At 38.3% G+C, this 23,594-nt stretch carries 20 protein-coding genes; 8 read left to right on the forward strand and 12 right to left on the reverse strand.

Going from position 1 to position 23,594, the window contains the following annotated elements:
* Positions 1-10 precede the first annotated feature (10 nt).
* The 3 genes from ASU31_RS22255 to ASU31_RS22265 all read right to left on the reverse strand — a co-directional run bounded on the left by ASU31_RS22255 (position 11) and on the right by ASU31_RS22265 (position 4,052).
* The gene (locus tag ASU31_RS22255) at positions 11-1,324 is read right to left on the reverse strand and encodes an ATP-binding protein (protein WP_083505484.1); all 1,314 of its coding nucleotides are present in this window, start codon (positions 1,322-1,324) and stop codon (positions 11-13) included.
* Positions 1,325-1,386: 62 nt separating this feature from the next.
* Positions 1,387-2,280 (reverse strand): FimB/Mfa2 family fimbrial subunit, encoded by an 894-nt coding sequence (locus tag ASU31_RS22260; RefSeq protein ID WP_057934466.1) that lies wholly within the window; start codon positions 2,278-2,280, stop codon positions 1,387-1,389.
* A 155-nt stretch (positions 2,281-2,435) separates the two neighbouring features.
* Positions 2,436-4,052, reverse strand: a complete 1,617-nt coding sequence (locus ASU31_RS22265) for a Na+/H+ antiporter (RefSeq protein ID WP_057934482.1) — start codon at positions 4,050-4,052, stop codon at positions 2,436-2,438.
* 155 nt (positions 4,053-4,207) lie between these two features.
* On the opposite strand from ASU31_RS22265, the gene ASU31_RS22270 reads away from it, so the two are divergent.
* The 3 genes from ASU31_RS22270 to ASU31_RS22280 all read left to right on the forward strand — a co-directional run bounded on the left by ASU31_RS22270 (position 4,208) and on the right by ASU31_RS22280 (position 7,067).
* Positions 4,208-5,794 (forward strand): 7TM diverse intracellular signaling domain-containing protein, encoded by a 1,587-nt coding sequence (locus ASU31_RS22270; RefSeq protein ID WP_057934467.1) that lies wholly within the window; start codon positions 4,208-4,210, stop codon positions 5,792-5,794.
* A 549-nt stretch (positions 5,795-6,343) separates the two neighbouring features.
* Positions 6,344-6,661 (forward strand): hypothetical protein, encoded by a 318-nt coding sequence (locus ASU31_RS22275; protein WP_057934468.1) that lies wholly within the window; start codon positions 6,344-6,346, stop codon positions 6,659-6,661.
* Positions 6,662-6,677: 16 nt separating this feature from the next.
* Entirely contained in the window at positions 6,678-7,067 is a 390-nt protein-coding gene (locus ASU31_RS22280) for a response regulator transcription factor (RefSeq protein WP_057934469.1), read from the forward strand.
* A gap of 10 nt (positions 7,068-7,077) precedes the next feature.
* On the opposite strand, the gene cysM is transcribed toward ASU31_RS22280, so the two are convergent.
* From cysM to ASU31_RS22300, 4 genes are all read right to left on the reverse strand, one after another.
* Positions 7,078-7,950, reverse strand: a complete 873-nt coding sequence (cysM, locus tag ASU31_RS22285; RefSeq protein ID WP_057934470.1) for a cysteine synthase CysM — start codon at positions 7,948-7,950, stop codon at positions 7,078-7,080.
* Between the two features lie 11 nt (positions 7,951-7,961).
* Entirely contained in the window at positions 7,962-8,774 is an 813-nt protein-coding gene (locus ASU31_RS22290) for a serine O-acetyltransferase (protein WP_057934471.1), read from the reverse strand.
* Positions 8,775-8,995: 221 nt separating this feature from the next.
* Positions 8,996-10,876 carry a heparinase II/III domain-containing protein gene (locus ASU31_RS22295; RefSeq protein ID WP_057934472.1) on the reverse strand — a complete coding sequence of 627 codons (1,881 nt, stop codon included), beginning with the start codon at positions 10,874-10,876 and terminating at the stop codon, positions 8,996-8,998.
* A 38-nt stretch (positions 10,877-10,914) separates the two neighbouring features.
* Positions 10,915-13,521 carry a DUF7133 domain-containing protein gene (locus ASU31_RS22300; RefSeq protein ID WP_057934473.1) on the reverse strand — a complete coding sequence of 869 codons (2,607 nt, stop codon included), beginning with the start codon at positions 13,519-13,521 and terminating at the stop codon, positions 10,915-10,917.
* A gap of 426 nt (positions 13,522-13,947) precedes the next feature.
* Between ASU31_RS22300 and ASU31_RS27615 the strand changes: the two genes are divergently transcribed.
* From ASU31_RS27615 to ASU31_RS22320, 4 genes are all read left to right on the forward strand, one after another.
* Entirely contained in the window at positions 13,948-14,118 is a 171-nt protein-coding gene (locus tag ASU31_RS27615) for a hypothetical protein (RefSeq protein WP_157258207.1), read from the forward strand.
* Between the two features lie 336 nt (positions 14,119-14,454).
* The gene (locus ASU31_RS22310; protein WP_057934475.1) at positions 14,455-15,540 is read left to right on the forward strand and encodes a fatty acid desaturase family protein; all 1,086 of its coding nucleotides are present in this window, start codon (positions 14,455-14,457) and stop codon (positions 15,538-15,540) included.
* 254 nt (positions 15,541-15,794) lie between these two features.
* The gene (locus tag ASU31_RS22315) at positions 15,795-16,382 is read left to right on the forward strand and encodes a GDSL-type esterase/lipase family protein (RefSeq protein WP_057934476.1); all 588 of its coding nucleotides are present in this window, start codon (positions 15,795-15,797) and stop codon (positions 16,380-16,382) included.
* Positions 16,383-16,449: 67 nt separating this feature from the next.
* Positions 16,450-17,178 (forward strand): esterase family protein, encoded by a 729-nt coding sequence (locus ASU31_RS22320; protein ID WP_057934477.1) that lies wholly within the window; start codon positions 16,450-16,452, stop codon positions 17,176-17,178.
* A 21-nt stretch (positions 17,179-17,199) separates the two neighbouring features.
* Here the strand turns inward: ASU31_RS22320 and ASU31_RS22325 are convergent, their stop codons facing one another.
* A complete protein-coding gene (locus ASU31_RS22325) occupies positions 17,200-17,619 on the reverse strand; it encodes a hypothetical protein (RefSeq protein ID WP_157258209.1) in 420 nt (139 codons plus the stop codon).
* Between the two features lie 111 nt (positions 17,620-17,730).
* On the opposite strand from ASU31_RS22325, the gene ASU31_RS22330 reads away from it, so the two are divergent.
* The gene (locus tag ASU31_RS22330; RefSeq protein ID WP_029280385.1) at positions 17,731-18,513 is read left to right on the forward strand and encodes an HAD-IIA family hydrolase; all 783 of its coding nucleotides are present in this window, start codon (positions 17,731-17,733) and stop codon (positions 18,511-18,513) included.
* Positions 18,514-18,675: 162 nt separating this feature from the next.
* On the opposite strand, the gene ASU31_RS22335 is transcribed toward ASU31_RS22330, so the two are convergent.
* The 4 genes from ASU31_RS22335 to ASU31_RS22350 all read right to left on the reverse strand — a co-directional run.
* Entirely contained in the window at positions 18,676-18,966 is a 291-nt protein-coding gene (locus tag ASU31_RS22335; protein ID WP_157258211.1) for a hypothetical protein, read from the reverse strand.
* A gap of 631 nt (positions 18,967-19,597) precedes the next feature.
* Positions 19,598-21,100 (reverse strand): alpha-L-fucosidase, encoded by a 1,503-nt coding sequence (locus ASU31_RS22340; RefSeq protein ID WP_245224588.1) that lies wholly within the window; start codon positions 21,098-21,100, stop codon positions 19,598-19,600.
* Between the two features lie 24 nt (positions 21,101-21,124).
* Complete coding sequence (locus tag ASU31_RS22345) at positions 21,125-22,714, reverse strand: beta-N-acetylhexosaminidase (protein WP_057934481.1); 1,590 nt, start codon at positions 22,712-22,714, stop codon at positions 21,125-21,127.
* Positions 22,714-23,594: alpha-L-fucosidase (locus ASU31_RS22350; RefSeq protein WP_209435036.1), on the reverse strand; the 881-nt coding region annotated here is incomplete at its 5' end. The genes ASU31_RS22350 and ASU31_RS22345, both read right to left, overlap by 1 nt.

The following is a 23,594-nucleotide window of genomic DNA, read 5'->3' on the forward strand; positions in this document are numbered from 1 at the left end:
TAGTATCAATCTAATTTTTCGCCGGTTCAAGGCCTTTTATCAATTGCAATAGCTCATCCTGCTCTTCAGCTTCCAATTCAATCATACCATTAAACATTTCAAAAATCTCATCGCGTTGGTTAGAGCGCATTAAAAGATCAATCAAGCGTACAAAAGTTTTCTTCTGATCGGTATTTAAACTGCTAAATAATTTAGGTTCTATTTCATATAATGCCTTAATTAAATTAACGAGCGCTGGTTTCCTTAATTCTTTTTCTCTTTCGGTAGCGTAAACTGGAAATATCTCATCCTGCTCGTAAGTTTCAACCAGGCGGTTGGCATATTCTTTTAAAAATGGTTTACGTTTACTTTTAAGATATTCTGTTAACGCTTTAATTAGAAACCGGTACTCTGCGGAAGATTTAGCGGCTCCAAATATGGCCACTTGTCCTTCATTTTCGAAACTCTTAAAATCGAAATCACGGAAAAAGTCGCTATCGATGTAAATACTATGGAAATAATCGTCGCTCTTTTTATTTAGGGTGGTGTAATCTTTATAAATTTCTTCACCACCAGCCAAGAAATAGTATTTTGACAGTTCTTTATGCAGGTTTTCTTTCCAGTGAACGTATTTAATCTTAAAAGTTACGGCTGTATCGGGGTAAAAAAGATTAAACTGTTCTAAAGTTTTAACATTGCTATTAAAATCCAATGCTTTGCCATTTACAATAACTGAATAGTTTTTTTGCTTGTTCAATTCAATAAACCAACAGAATTCGTTTATCAGAAAAGGAAGTACCGTTTCTTCTACATCTTGCTGACTGATCCTCAAATTAGTAAAAGAAACAGTTGTTCCAGTCTCGCCAGAACTGCTTGGAGCGGTAGTAAAATCGTGACTATAACTATTTAAACCACCAGTACTAATGTGTATTTCGCCATAACGAAACCCTTGTTCTGACTGGTAAGTGGTATGCCAAACGGCATCATGCGCAAAAGTAAAAAAAGTAAGCCTCCCTACCCCGTTACGGCCATGCATTTTTGAGGTATGCTTTGGCGCTACAATCTGAATGGATTTTTCAGATTCGAAGAACGGATCGAATTTTTGCTGTAAGCGATCAAAATTAATTCCATAACCATTATCGGCAATAGTTAACTGTGCTAAAAGACCGAGTGGATTGGCTACATAATCTACCCGTATGGTGTTCGCATTGGCATCAAAACCATTCCAAATGTACTCGGCAATGGCTTGCTTTTCATTATAGTTTTTAAGTACCTTTTGTATTCCCTTTGAAGTGATATTAACTTTTACCGACATGCTTACTAAATTAATTAGCAAATATATCATTATATTTTAATCATTTAGGGTGTTGCGTATAACGAGTTATAAACACAACTTAAATAGCCGGTTTAGAGTGTTACGAGTGTAGTATCAGCCAGCCATTTATCATTAATCACAAAGCTAAACCCAACTTTACCAATAGGTTCCAGTAATTTGCCCTTTACCACCGTTCTTTTATTTTTATAAACCGGAACAGAAAGCGATCGTTTTTTTCCGCCTCCGCTCACTTCAATTTCCAAAGGTTTATCGGTACGGAGAATATAAATACTAATTGGGCCTTTTGTGTTATTTACGATATAACCAAAATCATTTTCAATACTGCCAAATGATGTTTTTGCTGCAAATAGATAACCTGTTGCTTCGTTATTTACATCAACTTCGTAATTGGCCACATCTTCTACAAGCACTTCCAGCTTACCTACAATCCTATCCATATTTAAATTAATAGTCTGATTGGCACTTATGGTGTTCATAATGGTTGCTACAAACGTATCATCTGTTTTGTATAATTTTTCGGATGGAGACTGATTAGGTTGCCAATATTGCATATTCCCTTCATTAAAAGGCAAAATAACCGTATTGGTAGCACCCTGATAAAATTGATTAATGCCAAATAACGACCGCGAACCGATAGCTACAAAATTATAGGTATTAAGCGGGAGGTCTAAACTAAGCTCCCCAAAATTAGGATCGGTAGCGAGCTGGGTAACACGGGTATACTCTTGTCCGGTAAAAGATTGATAAACCACAATTGTTAACTGTTTAATCAGATCTTTAAGCGGGGCATTTACCGCAGATCCTGCTGTTCCCAGATCATTATTAGCACCCGTAACCATAAATTTTACAGTTTGTTTTTTGCCTCCTTCCTCAGGATGTTCATTAATATTTTTCTTACACGAAAGCATTGCCAGGCTAGCAAGCATCAAAAAAATGATTCTTTTTAAAAAATAGTTTGTTTTCATAGCTTTATTTCATCAGATAAACGACATCCGAAATTACAGCTATGTAGTGTAAACATGCATGTGTAACACCGCACAATGTGGGCACATTACGCTACTATTATTATACATTTAATTGCATAAACTGAGCAATGGTACCGTAAAAAAGAACCTGATGGTTATATATCCCGTTGACTAAAATGCCTGCGAAGTTTTTCTTCTTCCAGATCAAGCAGCTCTAATTGTTCTCGAATCAGCTCATCATTAATCTGCTCTTTTTTATTTAATCCTTTCAATAAAATACGCTGCTCAGCCATAATATCTTCAAGTGCAATGCGATAGTCGTGATAAAAGCCATCAGACCTTGAAATGTTTTCTTCTTTTTCCCAATCTCTCAACAACTCCATTTCTGCCTCAATGCGAATTTTTATCGATCTGATCATATCGTTATGCAATAGGGCATCGTGATACTTTTCATCCAGGATTTTAAGCGATAACATGGATAATTTCTTTCTCACCATTTGTTTTTGTTGCTCGAAAGGAACAGTATAATCCGGATCGGGCATATCCACCCATTTTATCAATGCGGGTAATGTTAAACCTTGCAAAACTAAAGTAACCAATATCACACTGAAAGTGATAAACAAGATTAAGTTACGCTGAGGAAAAGCTTCACCAGATTTTAGTGCTACCGGAATAGAAAGTGCTGCAGCCAAAGAAACTACTCCTCTCATTCCTGCCCAGCCAAAAAGCAGGGGCGCCTTCAAGCTTGGATTAGGATCGGCAGTGGTAATATAACGACTAATGAAACGTGTAAAGTATAAAGCACCGTAGGTACTGGCTAACCTCGTAACAATTAAAACTACGCAGATAATGGCACTGTAACGGATGGCCGGTAAAAGCCCTTCGTTGCCCAAACCACGAATAATTACCGGAAACTCTAAACCAATTAATAAGAAGACAAAGCCATTTAGTACAAAAGCTACCGCTTCCCAAACATTTATACCCTGCAACCTGCTTCGGTGGGTAAGAATCTGGTCTCTGCGGGCCGAAAGAAACAAACCACCGCTCACGACAGCCAATACACCAGAAAACCCAAACTCCTCTGCGGTTATGTACATTACATATGGCGTTAAAAAAGTAAGGATAATATCAATATTTGTAGTGGTTGGCAACCACCGGTGCAAAGCATAAAAAACTAAGGCCACTGCAATTCCTACCAAAATCCCCATTACAATAACAATTACAAAATTACCAGCAGCCTTAGTAAACACGAAACTTCCGGTCATTACAGCGGCTAAAGCAAAACGGAACACCACTAAACTGGATGCATCGTTTAGTAAACTTTCGCCTTCTAATATTGTGGTGAGCCTTTTAGGGACTTTAACATTTTTAAGTATAGCTGATGCTGATACCGCATCTGGCGGAGAAATAATACCACCCAACAAAAAACCCAGGGCCCATGTAAAACCTGGAATCAGGCTTTGAGAAATTAGCGCAACGATACTAGAGGTAAGAATAACAATTGGAAAAGCAAAACTGCTGATTACCCTACGCCACTTCCAGAAATCTTTCCACGAAGTGTTCCACGCTGCTTCATACAACAATGGAGGTAAAAAGATTACAAAAATGAGCTCTGGCTCAATTTCAATATTACGAAGTACTGGCAAAAAACTTAATGCTAAACCTGCAATTACCAATAAAATGGGATATGCCACACGGATTTTTTGTGCGAGCATCACCACAAACAGAATAATTGCAAGTAAGAAAGCGTATTGTATAATCAGTTGGTGCATATAATTTTGGGCTTGGTCTAAAATACAAATTTGAAGCGAATGCGAAACCATTAACATTATGTTCTTTTTTCAGATAAAATTTGGATTTTCTATTATAAAGCTATAATTTCTCCCCTGTAATAAGTCATCCCAGCTTTTTTACATTGGTTTAATTAATGAAGACCATTTTTATTCTTATTGCTTTCTTGATAGAAAGCAGCCTTTGCGTAGCTCAACCGGTGATCCATGTAGAGAAACAAACTTTTGTTAATATTGGCAAAGCAGGATACTTTTGGCAGGACACTCTCGAAATAACACCTTTTGAAAAGGTAGCGCAATTTAAGCCAGAACGTTTTTCAAAAGGCAAGTCAGCAATTTTTAACGGTGGCACCAGCGGAAAAGTATGGTGGATGAAGCTCCGTTTTAAAAATAATAACCAAACCACTCCCTATCTATTTATCGATTATGCAAACATCGATTCTATTACCGTATTTTATCGCGATGAACGCGGGATGATAAACCAGATAAGTGCTGGCATGTTCAACCTGAAACAAAATGATAACATTTTGGGTACTGGCTATGTATTTCCCTTAAAGCAGGTAAAAACACCAGTTGGCGAAGTGTATGTAAGAATGCGGGCGATGAATACTTTACTTGTACCCGTTAAGCTTGTTACCGAATCGGTATTAAACCATGCTTTATTTAAAGCACATAGCGTGCAACCTATTTATATGGGTATTGCATTGATGATCCTCATTTTTCATGTTTTTATGTTCATTGTTACACGGAGTAAACTCTTTGCGCTTTATATAGCGCGGATCATTTTGCTTTATTTCATTGTAATGGTCTGTTATCTTCAAGGCTATGGCTTATTGCTAGGCCCTTCAATAGCCAGGTTTATTTTAGTGCATGCCCATTTTTTTATTGCAGCTGGTTACATTGCTACGATTCTGTTTAACAGTTATTTTTTAAAACTTAAACGCCAACTTCCGCAACTCAATAAATTCTTTAAGGTATTAATGTTTGGATGGGGTTTAATCCTAATCTGCTCTTTATGGGATGCCCGAAGCATCACCAATATACTTACGCATGTTTTATTTTTATTAACCTCATTACTTTTTCTATTCAGTAGCATTAAAGTGATTGTAATCCGCGGTTATGCCAAAAAAAATCCCCTTATCTGGTGTTACGTATTGGGATGGATTCCTGTTGCCCTGGCTTCCATTTACCTTGTTTTTTGTTTATCGGAGTTAATACCCTTTCAATCTTACAGCTATAATTTACTCACTCTAGCTGGAATAATTGAAGGAATACTCATCAGCCTCGGTCTTTATGGCCAACGGTTAAGGTTATTAACAAGGCATAATGCGCATTTTCGGAGGCAACGTATTCTGCTTCAAGAACAGGTTGAAGGTTACCGTAAACAGCTCAATGCAAAAACAGAAAAATCTGTTGAACATTTTTCTTTAAAAGCACTTATCGAACTTGCTCACGCCAGAGACCCTTCATTTATGAAGCGGTTTAGCGAAGCTGAATCTACCTTTATCGAAAGGTTACTTCAAATTTCGCCACAACTACTACCGGCAGAGTTAACGCTTTGTGCTTACATCAGGTTAAATTTTGATACTAAAGAAATTGCCAGAACCTGCAAACTTAGTGTACGTGCTGTAGAAAGCCGCAAATATAGAATTCGTAAAAAACTGGGTATAGATGGCGAAACGAATATGCACGCTTGGATATTAGACCTCTCCAAATCGTCCTAAATAATATACAAAAATAGATCACTTTTTCTTTGCCTTTATCTGAACAATAAATTATCAAAAACCGATTAACATGCTTTATTACAGCAACTTAAATACCTGTGCGTAGAAATGCGTATCGTTAAAATCCACCTGCCGCACCCTCTTTGCATATAGCTATTTAGAGTGCACGCGGTGCGATACCGTTTTTTCCACTAAACAGACTTAATGCTTTTTGTCTGGATTGTACTCATATTTTTAACCATGTCGACAGAAACGGTCTTTTCCGGGATGATTTGTTACACGCCTGGCGGCATGGTTTATTTAAAACGCTAATTCATCAAAAACTATATATAATGAACCGAATACCAATTACATTTTATTTTACTACCTGAAATCCAAACATTTAAATTTAGTGCGTATTACTGCGTAGACAAAAATTTTGATAATCTTTAAATGCTCTATTTCTTTGTCCTATCCCTAAATGAAAACTTTTTAAAATATTGCTGTGCCGCAGGAGGTCTAGACAGGGGACGGTCTAGCCTTCTGCACAAACAGCATCTGAGACCAACCATGAAATCGAATAACACCCCTGCCAAAATTATTGAGAGCATCCAAGAATTTTACAACGGCAGAGATCCTGAAGAAATTTATAATGCATTAGAAATAGATAAAAACTGTTTTGACAACTGGATTAGAGACTTTGGGAGCATAGCCAACGAACTTTTAGAGCTGAGAGATGAAAACGATAACCTGAGAACAATGTTTACCAATTTAAGTCTGGTAAACCAGAGCTTGCGCAACTCTCTTGATAGCCTAACCAGAACAGACTCGAAAATATTTGAGTTATTGCTTAAAAAGCGAGGCACTGGTAATCTTAGCTTTCCTTAATTAATAACACAAAAAAATGTTCTCTTTATCCCAACCAAAAATATTAATTATTGAAGATCACCCTGCAACACTTGATGCCATAAAGATGATCTTCGAATTTGAAGGATACATTACGATGAATCTTTCCAACGCTATTGATTTACACACCAAGGTTGCTGCCTTCCAACCCGATATCATTTTGATCGATATTTTGTTGGGTATGACCGACGGACGGGCCATATGCACAGAATTAAAATTATCGGCACATGGTTCCATTCCTATCCTGCTCATGTCATCGCGAAATGGCATCCATAATAGCGCTTACTATAAAACCCATTGGGATGATTACATAGAAAAACCTTTCGAAATGGAGACCATTATTCAAAGGGTCCGCATGCTTTTATCAAAAAAAGCCCAACAAGATTAGTGATTTACGATCAACCAAAAAGATCGCTGCTCAGGTAGCGGTCTCCCCGATCGCAGGCGATAAAAACAATGGTTCCTTTATCTAGTTCACCAGCAAGTTTCAAAGCAGCTGCGCAGGCACCGCCCGAGCTCATGCCTGCAAATAAACCTTCTTCTTTAGCCATTCTCCTCGACATTAAGGTTGCTTCTTCCTGTGCAATATCCATTACCCGATCTACCCGTAGCGGATCGAATATTTTCGGTAGATATTCTTCAGGCCAACGCCTGATACCTGGAATAGAAGAGCCCTCAGTAGGTTGACAGCCTATAATCTGGATATCGTTATCTTTTTCCTTAAAAAATCGGGAGCAACCCATAATGGTCCCCGTTGTTCCCATAGAACTTACAAAATGCGTAATCTGTTCCTCCGTGTCTCTCCATATTTCTGGTCCGGTTGTTTTATAATGAGCCAGGTAATTATCAGGGTTTGCAAATTGATTTAATAAAAAATACCCTTTTGAAACGCCTTTTTCTTCTGCATAATCCCTGCATTCTTCTATACTTTCTAGCAGGGTTACTTTTGCACCAAATGCCTCCATAGTTACCTTACGTTCGCGTGTAGAATTGGCTGGCATAACCAGTTCAATTTCTAAGTTATATAAACTTGCAATCATAGCCAATGCAATTCCGGTATTACCACTTGTGGCCTCTACAAGTTTAGTTCCAGGAGCTATATCCCCTCGTTCTATTGCACTTCTGATCATATTAAGCGACGCTCTGTCTTTAACACTACCGCCTGGATTATTTCCCTCTAATTTGGCAAATACCCTTACAGCTGGGTTAATATTCAGCTTTTGAAGTTCAGCCATTGGCGTATTTCCGATCAGATCGATTATTCCTGCCATATTTTAATATATTAATTGGTTTCTTTATGGTTCCTAATGGTAATTATTGGAGAATGATAAGCCGTAGAAAAAGCTGGGATACTTTCTGTAAGCCACACATTTCCACCGATGATGCTATCGTGCCCAATGATGGTTTCGCCGCCCAGTATGGTTGCCCCAGAATAGATTACCACCCTATCTTCTACTGTTGGATGACGTTTGCTGCCTGCTAATGTTTTTTTAACACTCAAAGCACCAAGTGTTACCCCTTGATAAAGTTTAACATAACGGCCTATTATACTCGTTTCGCCAATAACAATCCCAGTTCCATGATCGATATGGAAGTATTCGCCAATACAGGCTGCCGGATGGATATCAATTCCTGTTTTAGAATGGGCATATTCGGTAAGAATTCTTGGAACCAGCGGTATACCGAAATTATAAAGCATATGGGCAATTCTGTAGAAACAGATGGCATAAAAACCAGGATAAGTTCTAATTACCTCAAACCTGCTCTGTGCAGCCGGATCGCCTTCATAAATGGCTACTATATCGGTGTTCAATACACGGTAAAGCGCTGGCAGTTCTTCAAAAAACTGACCTGCTGCATTTTTACATTCGCTATTTTTAAGCTTACAACTGGCTGATATGATATCATAAAGTTCAAGCTCCAAAACGGCAACATATTCCTTTACGTCTACAATTGTTGAAAATACTTTAGGAGAATTTTCTGGAAAAAGCACTTGAATTAGCTTTTCTGCCCAAAGGGATATCACTTCATTGGGTGGAATATTTGGTTGTTCAAGAGGGTTCTTAATAATTTGTTCAAAAAAATGGTCTTCCATAACTGGTGGTCATACCTGCCCGATCTGCTCATCGACTAGGTATATAGATTTAATCGCTAAATGTAAGTTTTGTTTTTTTAAACCAAAACAACTGACGCATTTTTATGATAAAAATTGCTCGACAATAACAATAAAATTCATGAATATAGCTTTAGAAAGAATTATCAGTAAAATCAAGCCTTAGAAAATAAAGCTGAACAAACATCAACTACCAGGCTTATTTATTTTTTAGGCCAACTGGCTATCGATTTAGCAGAAAAGCTTTTTTGCAGTGGATTCCCGGCATCTAGAAAAACTGATATGGCCTGTTCGCTATCAGCTTTGAGCCTTACTTCAAATCCTACAATAGAAGTCCCCGGATTTTTAGCATCATAATCGGTTCCCGGATCTGTTGACCAGGTTTTCATTTTAACTTCGCTTTGGGCATCTACGAAGAGATAACATTTTTTGTTTTTATAACTTAATTCGATGGTATGCTTATCAATAATGTGTACTGTAGCAGGTGTAACCATCGACCACCGAAGGTTTACATCAGTATTTCCTACAGTTATTTCATCACGGATCAGCACTGTTTTTTTATTGATTAGGGCCACGCCTCTAATTGACTTTTTTAGTTTATCAGCATATAAGCTACTCAGATCGGCAACAGCATTCATAAACAGGCCATTATCAGCACTACTGATGAAAGCAGCATTGCCCCTAACATTCTGAAAAGTACTATCAATTGAAAGGGTATTGTGCGCGAGATTATTATAGCGGAATATTTTCCAGCGCTGTGAATTTTGTTTAGTATCCCAAAGATTAATGCCTTTTGATTCGAGCGATTCATATTCCTGCATCCCAAAATCCATAGCCCAACGCACCCCTTGCGATTCCATGATGAAAGAGCCTACATCCATATGACCATGGCTAATACCGGGTGAGCCACCTTTAAAACCCACAAAAGTAGCCAGCGGATCTGTCCACGAACTTCGCATCAAAGCAACCGGATTAGGACCATTTCCTATCCAAAATTGTGTAGTTTTAGGCTGAATGTTATTAAGCGATAGTTTTGCACCCCACAACATTGCTGATGGCAGTAATCTATTTTGTAATGGCATCTGCTCATCGAGCTGTTTTTTAGTTACCAAAAGTAAACCAGAATCGTTCAGTTTCGATGCAAACCAAAAAAGTGCGGGATTAAATTCAGCCACCGCCCTGCTATCCGAATAATTAAAAGGTTTGCCTGAAGGAGCGGTCATATTAACCAGATAATCAGCTGTTTTAAGGAAACCTGGCTGAGCGCTTAAATTAAAATCCTGATGAAAAACACCTTCTAAAGCACTGATAAACATTACATTAAAAGAAGTGCCGTATTCCCAATATCCATAACCTTCCGGATAAGCACCATCGGGAGCATATTGTTGCATGGGTAGGATTACACTTTTTATTGCCCGGTTAATGAGTTTCGCAGATAAGGCCGGATGTTCTTCGAAAGTAGCTATTGCACCAAAAGAGATGCCCGCATTACAAACCTGATTCCAGTTATTGGTAACATTTAACCAGTTATTGTACTTATTGTTTGTTGAAGGCTGTATTCCCTTTTCGAGAATGGCATGGGCAACTATACTTCTGGTTGATTGTGGTAAATCCTGATATAACCAATCGTAGCCTATTGATAAAGCCATTGTCATTTCACCCACATCAAGAAAATGGCTTGGGTTCCAATCTTTAAAACCAGAAACTGCCAGCAGTTCTTTTTCTGCCCTGGCTACATACTTTTTATCATGGTTAAGCCTAAAAGCATAAGAGAGATAATAAATCCTTTTAAGTGCTTCTCTTGATACATCAAGCAAACGTTTGCCGATCATCACCCGCTCTAATACGGGTTTATTTAAAACATGATCTGCTTCTGATAGTATGGCTCGGTGAACTTGTTTAAACCTGGCATCGCGCTTTACATTTTCTAAGATCTGTTCTTCAAGCTCATGGCTTATCAATAACCTTGGATGCGAAGGCATCTTAAAAGTCGAATCAATTTCCTTGTTTTGCCCTACCGCTATCGTAGAGCAAAACAAGGTTATGATGGCACATATAATAGTGATAAGCTGATTTTTCTTCATGGGGTTATGTCATACTTATCAAATTTAACGACAAGGGACTATTTCTTTTGTTCAGATAAGAAAGAAACTAACGAAGCCAGTTCTTCATATGATAATGAATTGGCCAAACCTTCTGGCATCATCGAAGTTTCCATTTCTTTTCTCGATAGAATATCGCCCGCTTTAATGGTAAAAACCTCTCCTGCAATATTACGAACCACCACTTTTGCAGCTGTTTCTTCTGTAATAAAGCCCATATAAGTACGGTCGCCTTTGGCCGTAATCATTACCGAAGCAAATCCCTGAGAAATTGAGGCATTAGGTTTTAATATCGATTCTGCAATCTGCTCACGGTTCATAATAGAGCCGATCTGTCCCATAAAAGGACCTTTCATTTTTTCACTTTTGCTTAAGCTATGGCAGGCAATACAACCTTGATTATTGAAAATGTTTTTTCCTTTTAATGGATCACCCTGTAATTTATTGATAGCCAATAATACATCTTCGATAGATGATTTACCAACCTGACCTTTTTTGTTTTTGATTTTATCCAAATCAATTTTTGGTTCTTCAGCTGCCGCTACTTTTTCTTCTTCTGCAAATTCAGGAATATCCATCCTTTGACGTGCATTTAAATCAACGTAAAACTGTTTTCCCTTTGCTCCGGCTTTTATAGCCTCTTCTTTCAGAAATTTCTCGATAATAGGAGAACCTTCCCATGAAACGGCCTTAAAGTATGGTCCATGAGAGTCAGGACGTGTACCCCACCACCAAGAAGCATCATAAGCAATTTCTTTTTTATACAAACGACCTAAAGTAACCAGGATCTGTTGCTTTAATTTTTCATCTGTCGATTGTTTATAGTTTTCGATCAGTCCGTTAACCGCTTTTTCGGTATGTATATAACGTAACGCCCAAAGCGCAAGGGTAGAATTTTCGGTTTTAACTGCAGCAAGCAAAGCATCTACCGCCTGAAGATCAACTAAGGCCCTAACAGCTAAGTGAGGCAAAATAATGGCTGAATTTGGTGTTGCATGAGGCCCTTCAGTACCTTTTGCAGGTGCTGTAAATGAAGCAGGCACCTTGGTTTGTAAAAGCACATTGGCAACTTCTGGTCTGCCCAAACGGTTTAAACCGATTATCGAAGCAGCCTGAACGCGAAGAGAAGGATCCTTTAAACCTTCTAAAAATGGCTCAACCGGTACTTTGTCGATATTGGCTTTACGGTCAGCTAATGCTTTTAAAGCAAATTCCTTAATTGCATTATCTTTGGTAAATTCAACTAAAGTTGCGATACCATTTTCTTTGGTCAGCTGTGCATAAGTATACATACCGGCTATACGAACATCAAGCGCTAAACCTTGATCGGAAGCCACTTTTAAAGCCGCTGCAATAGCTTGTTTATTGTTGCGCAAAACCAGTTCTTGCGAAGCAGTTAAACGGCCTACTGCACTATTCGATTTAAGTAGCTCGGTTAGTTTTTTAATTGAAGCTTTTTTAACATCAGGGAAAGCTTTGTACGTCCAGTTGTTTGGTACTGCACGAACAACGTAACCTTTATTAGGACTTCCAGAGTAACCTGCACCATCCCAGGCCGACAAATAAAGTCTTCCTGAACCGTCTACATCAAGATCGGTAATCTGTGGTAGTTTAATAAATTCTTCATCTTTCTGTGTAAAAGTCGGGCCATCAGCGGTCACTCTATGAATATATAACATGCTTCTGCCCCAATCGGCCATCATTGGTACATGGTTATATTGTTCCGGCCAGTTTGGTTCATCCATAAATAATGCTCCGGTACCCGATCCTCCACCTAAATCTGCAAGTGCCGGAATAATTTCGTCGGTAAAATTCTGAAATAAAACAGGGTAACCATATTCTCCAGATTGTATGTGGTGCGAGAAACGAACATTCCATCCACCGCCATCATTGGTATTTTCTCTTGTAAAAACGTTCATGTAAGGATCGATAGCAACATCATAAACATTACGTGTTCCATGTGTATATACTTCCATTTCAGTTCCATCAGGGCGAACACGCATAATTCCACCACCTAACATGGTTAGTTTTTTGCCTGAACGGTCTACCGCATCATGGAATCCAAAATCTCCTACTGAAATGTAAATCCATCCATCAATACCCATTCTAATGCCATTGGTGGCATGGTCGGTACCACGTTCGCGGATATATTTGGCATTACTGATATGCTCTATAAGCGGTTTTTCGGGTCCATCGGCTTTTCCATCGCCATCTTTATCTTCGAAAACAACTAAATTCATGCCTGTAGCCTGTTTTGTTTCTTTAGAAAAAGTGGTATGTAATACGTATACCTGGCTGCCTTGAACGATAATACCGCGTGGATTATCCACCTCGGCAAAATCTACATGTTCATCCATTTTACCATCGTTATCCTTATCTATCAATTTAAGAATATGGCCTTTACCAGGATCTTTACCTAAAGAGCCGATCATATCAACGCCAACATATACTTCTCCGGTTGGTGCTACGGCTAAACAGGCTGGGCTGGGTGTAACATCAGGTCCTGCGAAATTGGTTATCGTTAATTCGGTGGGTGATACGCGTTGTATCTTTGGTTCGCTAAAAAAGTTTTTTAATCCAAAAAAAACTAGTGTAAAAGAAATTAAGCTTAAAGAAAATTTAATCATTTGTGTGTGTTATTGTTTCTGGTTGGTTGCCGGGTAAACTTACAAAAAAATATAAATTCTCTTGTGCCACAATTTTGTGCATTTTAAGTTAATTCTTAACCATTTGACACTTTTACTTACCGGCGACTAGACTTATTTACTTCATTTTAAAGTAAAACAACTTCACATACGTTATCCTGATAAAGATTCACATTAATTTAAAGCAACAATTCAAACTAATTACTATGGACAGCTAAATAAGCTTCAAACCGCTATAATTACGCATAACAACAAGTAAAACACAAATTAAATGAAGAAAAAACACCTTATAAATAAGATAAAAAACCGCTTTCATCAAAATCAGGTAAATTATTCCGTAAAACACTTGTTCCATAGGAGATATTTTATTATATTTACTAAATCCAACATTCATTAAATCAGTACGTTATGAAAAATATTCTTTATTTCTTCCTGACTGCCCTGATCTCCTCCATTGCGCTGTTAATTACCAGGGATTCATTTGAACCCGAATTGGTTTATAGCACAGTGGTATTAATATGGATTTTTTACATTTGGTACCATATTTATGCTGCTAATAAGAGGAACTACAGCGAGTAGTCTGTATCTTAATTAAATTGAATTCTCCAATTGAATATAATCTGGAGCTAAAACATTAGTGATCAATATTTTATCCTTACCTTTTGCTTTCATCTCATTATTAATTTGTTTAATACAGTCATTGAAAGTAAATTAATTACTCTCTTATTAAGAAATTAGTAATTATTTGATATGATTGCCGAGTGCATCAACGGTTAATTTATTACCTTCGTCGAAAACTAAAACACAGTAGTTTACGTTTATAACTAAGCCTGGCCAATTAGCCAGGTTATACATAAAGCTTAATGAACTTGGAGTTATCGACCTCGTACATGGGGTAGATTAGCGCACAAGATCATGAAATCAAAAGCAAAATTCCCATGTTTAGCAGGGAATACATTTTACTCGGAAGTTCGCCGCAGAGTAAACAACGACTTTAAAGAAAACAATAGAAGTATCAATGCCAATGTGCTGATGTGGTTTAAGGCCTTTCTTTTCCTTATTATATTTCTGGCACTTTACTTTTCCATACTTCTTTTAAACGTGCATAGCACCATACTTTTGGGACTTACCATTTTACTTGGCGCAACTTGTGCATTTATTGGTTTTAATATCTGCCACGATGCCATTCACGGTTCGTTTTCGAGTTCTAAACGTATCAATTCATTTTTCAGTTTTCTATTTAATATGGTTGGGGCTAATCCATATGTATGGAACATTACCCACAATGTGGTACACCATACCTATACCAATATACCTGGCCACGACGAAGATATTGAAGTAGCACCAGGACTTATACGCATCTGTACAGAAGATGAATTAAAACCACATCAGCGTTTCCAGCAATGGTATGCTTTCCCTTTATATAGTTTGGCTTCGCTTTCCTGGGTGTTTCGTAAAGATTATAAAAAGTTTTTCCAGAAAAGCGTGGGTGCCTGTCAGAACAAGCATCCGAAGATCGAATACTTTAACCTCTTTTTCTATAAGTTTTTGTACTACTTTATTTTTATTGGTTTACCTATACTGATAATGCCGCTTGCCTGGTGGCAGATTGCAATCGGTTTTGTGGTATTACACATGGCTCAGGGCTTAACCATGGGACTGGTTTTCCAATTGGCTCATGTAGTAGAAGGAACCACTTTTCCAATAACCAATGCAGAAGGCAATATGGAAGAAGCCTGGGCCGAACACCAAATGCGTACTACAGCTAATTTTGCAACCCAATCGCCAATCTCAGCATTCTTTCTTGGTGGGTTAAACCGACAGATAGAACACCACCTTTTCCCTAAAATATGCCATGTACATTATGGTCGGATCTCCATCATTGTAAAACAAACTGCGTTAGAATTTGGATTGCCTTATCATGAAAACAGCACATTCTTATCGGCACTTCGCTCCCACTACCGCATCCTAAAAAAAATGGGACAACCGGAAACAATTTAGTGGCTATTAATTTAAGGGCGATAATTCAAACATAATGTTCTTATTACCTTAATGGTAAAAATCTTTAAATCCTATTTATTTCATCATTAAGAAGTTTAGGGCATTAAGTTTTGAGCGCCTGTAAAATTGTGCGATACGCATGAACAAATGACCAATGAACAAATGACTAATGAACCAGTAAACCAACACCTAATAACATAAACTTAACATACAATACATTTCTTCAAGAGGCAGATCTTTTTATCTTTAACCATATGTACTGGTACGAAGAAGAAGTTAAACAATTAGAGAGGACGCATCGCTTGGATCGGGAGCATCCTGGTGTTATTTTCTATGGCAGCTCATCTATCCGGTTGTGGAATAGTCTCGAAGATGATTTTGATTACATGAAAGTAACCAATTTAGGCTTTGGCGGCTCTACATTAGCTGCATGCGTATGGTTTTTTGAGCGGATTATGATAGACTACAAGCCAAAGGCACTTGTGGTATATGCTGGCGATAACGACCTTGGCGATGGAAGAAACCCTGAGGAGATATTTATCTTTTTCCAGCAGTTGATGGCTAAAGTTAATCAGCGGTTTGGCATACTGCCCTGCTATTTTATATCGCTAAAACCCAGCCTTACCCGCTGGCAAATGGCCGATCAGTTTAGATATACCAATAACCTCATCGAAAGCGAAATTATTAAACTCAATAGCAATTGGAAATTTATTGATGTATTTAAGAAAATGCTCAACAAAGAGGGCAACCCAAACCCTTCACTTTACGATCACGATGGATTGCATCTGAGCGAAGAAGGTTATCGTTTGTGGGCAACTACTGTTAAAGAGAAATTAGGTTAATCATTACGCGCAATTAATATCCTGATAACATACATGCCTTAATTTTCCACAAAAAGAATTGCAGCTAATGAACAGGGAATATCATAAATGGTTCAGCCATAATCTTCAACGGGATATGGAGCTTCTCGTTTTCGGTCATGCCGGAAGAGCAGTTATCTTTTTCCCTACCCGTATGGCCAGATTTTACGATTACGAAAACTGGGGAATTATAGCTTCTTTAAGTGCGCGGATTGAAAATGGCGAACTCCAAATTTTCTGTGTGGATAGCATAGATGGAGAAAGCTTTTATAACGATGAGGTGTTTCCATCGGTACGGATAGAACGGCATTTACAGTATGAAAAATATCTCCTCGAAGAAGTATTATCGCTTATCTATCAGAAAAATGATGGCGATTACGTAGAAACGGCTGGCTGCAGCATGGGTGCTTACCATGCTATAAACCTGGCCATGAAATACCCCTGGTTATTTAAAAAAGCTGTTGGTATAAGCGGAAGATATGACCTTACAGACAATATAGGCGATTTTAGAGATCTGCTGAACGGGTTTCACGACGAAAAAGTTTATTTTAATATGCCAGCGCAATATATTGCTAACCTAAACGACGATCGATTGCTATCAGCAGTCAGAAACATGGAAATTATTCTTGCCGTAGGTGAAACAGATCCATTTCTAAGTGGAAACCGGCATCTAAGCAGCCTGTTATGGGAGAAAGGTATACCCAATCAGTTTCATACCTGGGAGAGCAATGCACACCGCCCCCATTATTGGCGAAAAATGGCGCCTATGTACATTTAATTATTACATAAGCGCCTCATCTTATTTTGCGGCTAAATTAAAATATTGTTTAATGTGGATGGTATCTACAGGTACTTTAGATTTTTCGGCTGCCACAACAATGCGTGCATCAAGTAACCATTTTTCTGCTGAACTATTAGTGTTAGCCACTTTAATTCCTTTAACCGTACCTGCAATTGGAGTTAAGTTGAAATAATCGCATGAAGCACAAGAAAACAGATGTTTTACCTTTCCAGCCGAAATATCAACATCAGTTAATAAAAATTTATCACCCTGCATTGGTGCTTGCATATATATCCGTGTGGTGCTGAAGCTATTACTCTTCGTAGCCAAAAAAATCCGGTATTGCCCTGTGCTAACTGCAATCTGCCGATCGGGCATTGCCGCATAATTAACATACTCAAACAGGCAGCTTCCTTCAGTACAAGGAATACTATTCAAACTTAGCAGGATAAGTTTGGGTTAAAAACTGACCACCGAAAGACTTTATCTTAACAATGATTGAACAAGAAAATATTAAGTTTGCACATAAACAGATTAAATCTACAAAACATGAAACAAGGATTATTAATAGATATGGATGGGGTGATTTATAGCGGGGAAGAATTGATATTTGGTGCTGATAAATTCATTAAAAACTTAATTGATGAAGATATTCCTTTTGCATTTATGACTAATAATAGTCAGAGAACGGCTTTAGAAGTTGTGCGTAAACTAAAAGGGCTTGGCATAAAAGTAGAAGAAAGCCATGTATATACGAGCGCAATGGCTACAGGTAAATTCCTTTCCGATCAAAGCCCAAATGGTACCGCTTATGTATTGGGAGAAGGTGGTTTATTAAGCAGTTTGCACGATCACGGTATTACTTTGGTAAACACCGATCCAGAATTTGTGGTACTGGGAGAAGGTAGAAACTTTACGCTCGAAATGGTACAGCGTGCGGTTGATATGATTCTTGCCGGAGCTAAATTTATCACCACTAATAGAGATCCATCGCCAAAGAAACCAGGTTGGAATAATTTAGGCATTGCCGCAACTACTGCTATGATTGAAGAAGCAACCGGCAGAAAAGCATTTGTTACAGGTAAACCAAGTCCGGTGATGATGCGCTCGGCACGTAAATTTCTAGGATTGGAAACCAGCGAAACTACGGTTATTGGCGATACCATGGAAACAGATATACAAGGAGGTGTTCAAATGGGATATAAAACCATTCTGGTACTTTCGGGCATCTCAAGCAAAGATACTTTAGGGCATTATGCTTTTAAACCCGATATGATTGCAAGCTCGGTTGATGAGATTAAGTTTCCGTTGGCCTGGTGGGAAGGTAAATAGTTTAGATTTTCGAACTTAAACGTGCTGCCAGATGTTACCATCTGGCAGAGAGAACCGTTTTAGAATTGGAATAAAGGATCAAACGAAGTGTCAGATAGAAATATCTGACACCACATGATCTGCCACCTTTTCGGACATGAAAGCGACTAATAAACAAGAGAACTAATGAGCCAAGTCTACTTCTAACAACGACCTTGTAAATAAAGGAGTTGAGTGGGGACACATAGGCTTAAAAAAACTCAATCGATAATCAGTTGCAAATACAACAGATGCACCTTCAAATTTAGCAGCCGTATCAACGTGATTAAGCAATTTTAATGAGGCTGAATCATTTACAATATGCTCATGCACTGGGGTTTCAGACCCTTTATCACCAGTAAATTTATTCGCTTTGGTTAAAAGTCCAATTGCTGGTATAACCATTAATAGCGCTACGCAAGAAATCAGTCTCATATCATTGTGCTTAAATTATCCTATTATTTGATTAGTGCCTTTTAACAAAGATGAACCGATGTTATTAGTAAGATAGTTAGCTAGCGTTATTAAATTGTTAAAGTTACAGTGCAGTTTTAATTCAATATTAAATGTATCTGGCCAATAGCGCGATTTATATTACCGTACCCGCGATTTATATTATTGCACTCGTGATTTATATTACCGTACCCGCGTTTTATATTACTGCACCCGCGATTTATATTACCGCACCTGTGATTTATATTAAGATATCGGGCTTAAGGATTATTTGATTTGATAATTATGATATGGATGTATGACCATTGGGTTAAAATTAAGATTGCGTAGAAACATCCATCGCTACGCAATCATTAACTAACCAAATAAATGTATTTACAAGGCGTAACATCAGATAACCAGTCTAATGTACACTTGGTATAGACAGTAAATTCGGGCACTAATCAACCTATTCATTACCATGTCGTTTACATTTAAATCTTCCTATCAAAACTGGTTTATGCCTTCTCGCCTTGCTTCTATTTATCGCAAAGCCTGGTTTGATCGTTTACAACAGCACAGTTTTCTTTAAATCATACTTCAAAAAAATTAAGGAAATAACCGTTCATCGAGGCTACATTTTTGCATCCATTAACTTTGCTGCTTTTGCTTTTGGCGCCACCAGTTTTATTTTAATTACAAATGCTTTGTTGGGTTGAAAATCTTTTGGCAGTATTACATCATAATAGGTATTCTTATCCAGATCCAAACCAATGTCCGCTTGTTTTAAAGCTAAATTCTTGCTGTTTACTAAAAGTGCAGCTGTACCTGGAACCTGTTTGGCATTTTTAGGCACCGCAATGCGCACAATACCATTTACGGGTTGATTAAAAACAGTTAAATAAAGGTTATTGTCTTTTTGAGTAAAGTAGCCCAATTTAGAGGGAGTTAATGCAGCATGACGTACCCCATATACTGCCTCGGCATTTATTTTTATCCACTCGCCGATTTCCTTTGCAATTTTATCCTCTTCGGGATGCATATTTCCATTGCCATCGGGGCCAAAGTTTAGTACAAAATTGCCGTTCATTGATACCGAACGCATCAGCATATCCAATAAATCGTCGGTAGTTTTGGTATAAATTCCCGACCAATCTTTCATATATCCCCAACCGTTTGGCGGGATGGTCATTACCGCATCCCAATCGTTACCGTTTAACCATTCAAATTCTGCAGGTAACTTACGCTCCCAGCCCTGTTCGTAATCACCCAAAATATTGCCATTCGAATCGAAGTGTCTTGAGCCATGTTCATCGTTACGGAAACGCGAGCCGATAATTAATCCAGGATGTTTTTCCCGAAGTTCTTTTTCTAGATTGTAGGTAAATTCATAGGCGCTTTTCCACGAGGCATCCCAGGTACCATCAAACCAGAAACCTTTAATTTTCGGATAGTTATCCAGCTGCTCTAAAAGCTGGTTTCGGGTATAAGCTAAAAATTTACCAAATTTTTCTTTCTCTTCCTCTGTTTTTGGAGCTTTACCCATATAATTTGGGTTATTCCATTCTAAAATAGAGAAATAGAGATATACATCAATACCTTCAGCGGTATAGGCATCTACAATCTGCTTTACTATATCCTTTTTATAAGGTGATGCAGAAACACTGTAATCAGAATATTTGGTTGGCCAAAGTGCAAAGCCATCATGGTGTTTGGTGGTAAAAATCACATACTTTGCGCCCATATCCTTAGCTTGTTTGGCCCAGCGTTTGGCATCGAAGTTTTTCGGGTTAAACTGTTTGTACAGGTTATCGTAAGTTTTAGTCCAGTCTTTTGGTGCCGTAGGCCCACTCCAGGAGCGGATCCATTCTGATGCTGCTGCACCTCCCCTTGCACTTATCCCATTCCACTCGTTACCCGCGATAGAATAAATTCCCCAATGGATAAACTGCCCTAAACCATAACTGCGAAAGGCTTCCATGTCGGCATCGGTACGGTGTGGTGGTGTTAGGGGTCCGTATTTAACTTCAACTTCTTTTGTAGGCTTGCTCTTTGGCCCAGTCCATTGTGCATCTGCAGGATTTACTGCAGCGATCGAAGCAACAATAACCAAGACAAACTTTAATATATTCTTCATATTCAAATTTTATTCGTGTTCTTATTAATCCTTATAATTTAATGGTTTCTTTCTCTTAACCGGTATTTCTGGGTTTTGTAAGGGCTTTGAAGGATGATAATAATAAAGTCCTGCTTTGCTGTAAAGTGCCAAGTGCTGGGCTAGATTATTACTGAAGGTTTTAAAATCTTTATGATTTTGCGGCGTCCATGCAGCTTCTGCCAGGGCGGCAATCCGAGGAAAAAGTAAATAATCTAAACGGTTGTCATTATCTACTGTTTCTGCCCAAAGGTTAGCCTGAATACCTAAAATAAGCTGTTTTTCTTTTTCATTTTCGGCAAAAGACTGTGCATTGAACTGGTATACCTGCTCAATGGGGCTATACAGTTTGTTCCACTTTCTACCGTATTGGTGGGTACTATCCTGAACAAAATCGAAATACAGTGGCAAACGCGGGCATAAAACCGTTTGATAACCTTTACTTAAAGCAGTACGGAGCTGGGCAGGTTTTTCCTGGCGCCACCAAAACATAATCGTTTTCTCTTTTGGCAGATCGGCTTCGGCCATTTCATCCCAAAAAATAGCCCTGGCGTTTAATCGGTAGAGCGAATCGGCCATGCGTTTCATAAAATAGTGTTCTACCGCAGCGTCATCCTTAAGCTTTTCGCGCTCGCGGAGTTTTAAAATATCTGGATTGCTTTTCCATTTTTCATTTCCATAGCTCACTTCATCTCCTCCTAAATGGATTAATCCGGCAGGGAAAAGCACATTGGTTTCTTTTAGAATATCGGTTAAATAACCGTAGGTTTTTTCCAGGCCAGGATTAAAGGTAAACTCTGGGTGCCCTATTGAACCGCCTCCTGAATATTCTGGATAGGCTTTATTGGCTGCACTAGCATGCCCGGGCATATCAATTTCTGGTATAACCTTAATGTAGCGTTCGGCAGCGTAGGCCACAATTTCCCTAATATCGGCTTGTGTATAAAACTGTGCTGGCAAATTGGGGTTTAGATAATCTCCAATGCCACCAATAAGGGCCAAATTAGGATACTTCTTAACCTCTAGGCGCCAGGCAGGTTCATCGGTTAAATGCCAGTGAAAGGTATTCAGTTTATAAAAGGCCATCCAGTTTAAAATAGACTTTACTTTTTGTTTGCCAAAAAAATGCCGAGATTCATCGAGCATAAAGCCACGCCAGCCATAAACCGGTGCATCACTTATTTCAGCAGCAGGAAGTTGGTTGTTTTTATTGGTTAGTGCCAGTTGCAACAGCGAAACCACCCCATAAAAAATTCCATTGGAATGTGTACCGGAAACGATAATCTGGTCAGGTTTGATACTGATCTGATAAGCACATGAATCTGCATGTTTTTTTCCGGCCTTTAGTACCAGCACAATACTTGCCGATTTTGCTTTTTGCTGAACGGTAATTCCTTTTTGACTTAATAATTCGTTCTGAAAATAGTAAGCAATCGCTTTTAGCCGTTCGTTATTATAACTAATGCTACTATAATTATTTATGGTATAGTAGCCATTGCCTTTTACAAAACGCATCGGCATAGGAATAATTCCCGGTTGCTGTGCAAATGCCGTTGAATAAATAATTAGCACAGATAATATATGTAATAACCTCATTAATTGGTTGTTATTTTTAATACATAAACAGGAATTTGGTTCCCTTTTTTATAATCACCTGGTAAATCAAGGCCAAGCCCCTCGTTGTTTATTGTCCATTTTATTTTTTTATTGTTTCCCAGAAGTTCGATATTTTTAACAGACATTGTGCTTTTGTTTATCTGTTTTAGCAGTACATCTGACCTTTTCCAGCTTCTTAGAAAAGCGTATACAGTTTTATCTTTTGAGGTATAATAAACATCTGGCGTTACAGATTTTGGTGTACCATCGAAAACAGCATCCTTAATGGCGTTTTTGCTTTCTTCGATAGAGATATTATCACTCTTTTCTGAGCTATTTTCTTTTACAGCCAACCATGTTTGGCTAGCGTAAATGGCCTCATGATTAATATCCATCCATTTACCTACAGCTTTTAATCTTACAGTTGCCCAATCCGGAAAGGTACCATCACCTTTTGGGCCAACATTTAACAACAGGTTGCCACCATTAGCTACTACTTCTACCAAGTGCCGTACCAGCATTTCGGGCGATTTCCAAACACTATCATGTTTGTTGTAGCCCCAGTTTTGGCCAATGGTTAAACAAGACTCCCATGCTTTTTTTGATGATGGAGACAAAGACTGTTCAGAAATTGAAAAGTCGCCATAACCATTTCCAATTCTATTGTTTACCAAACAGTTTGGTTGTAATTTATGAACTAACGCTTTAAGTTCTGCACTCTCTGTTTTACTGATGAGTTCGGGCGTATCGAACCAAATTGCACCAATCGGGCCATAGTTACTTAAAAGCTCAGTAACTTGTGGTTTAACCTTTCTTTCGAAATAACGGTTAAAAACTTTTTCATCTTCATTCGGATAATCCCAGGTGTTACTTCTGCCCG

Origin of the sequence: Pedobacter ginsenosidimutans (genome assembly GCF_001442625.1) — a bacterium.
GTDB lineage: Bacteria > Bacteroidota > Bacteroidia > Sphingobacteriales > Sphingobacteriaceae > Pedobacter > Pedobacter ginsenosidimutans.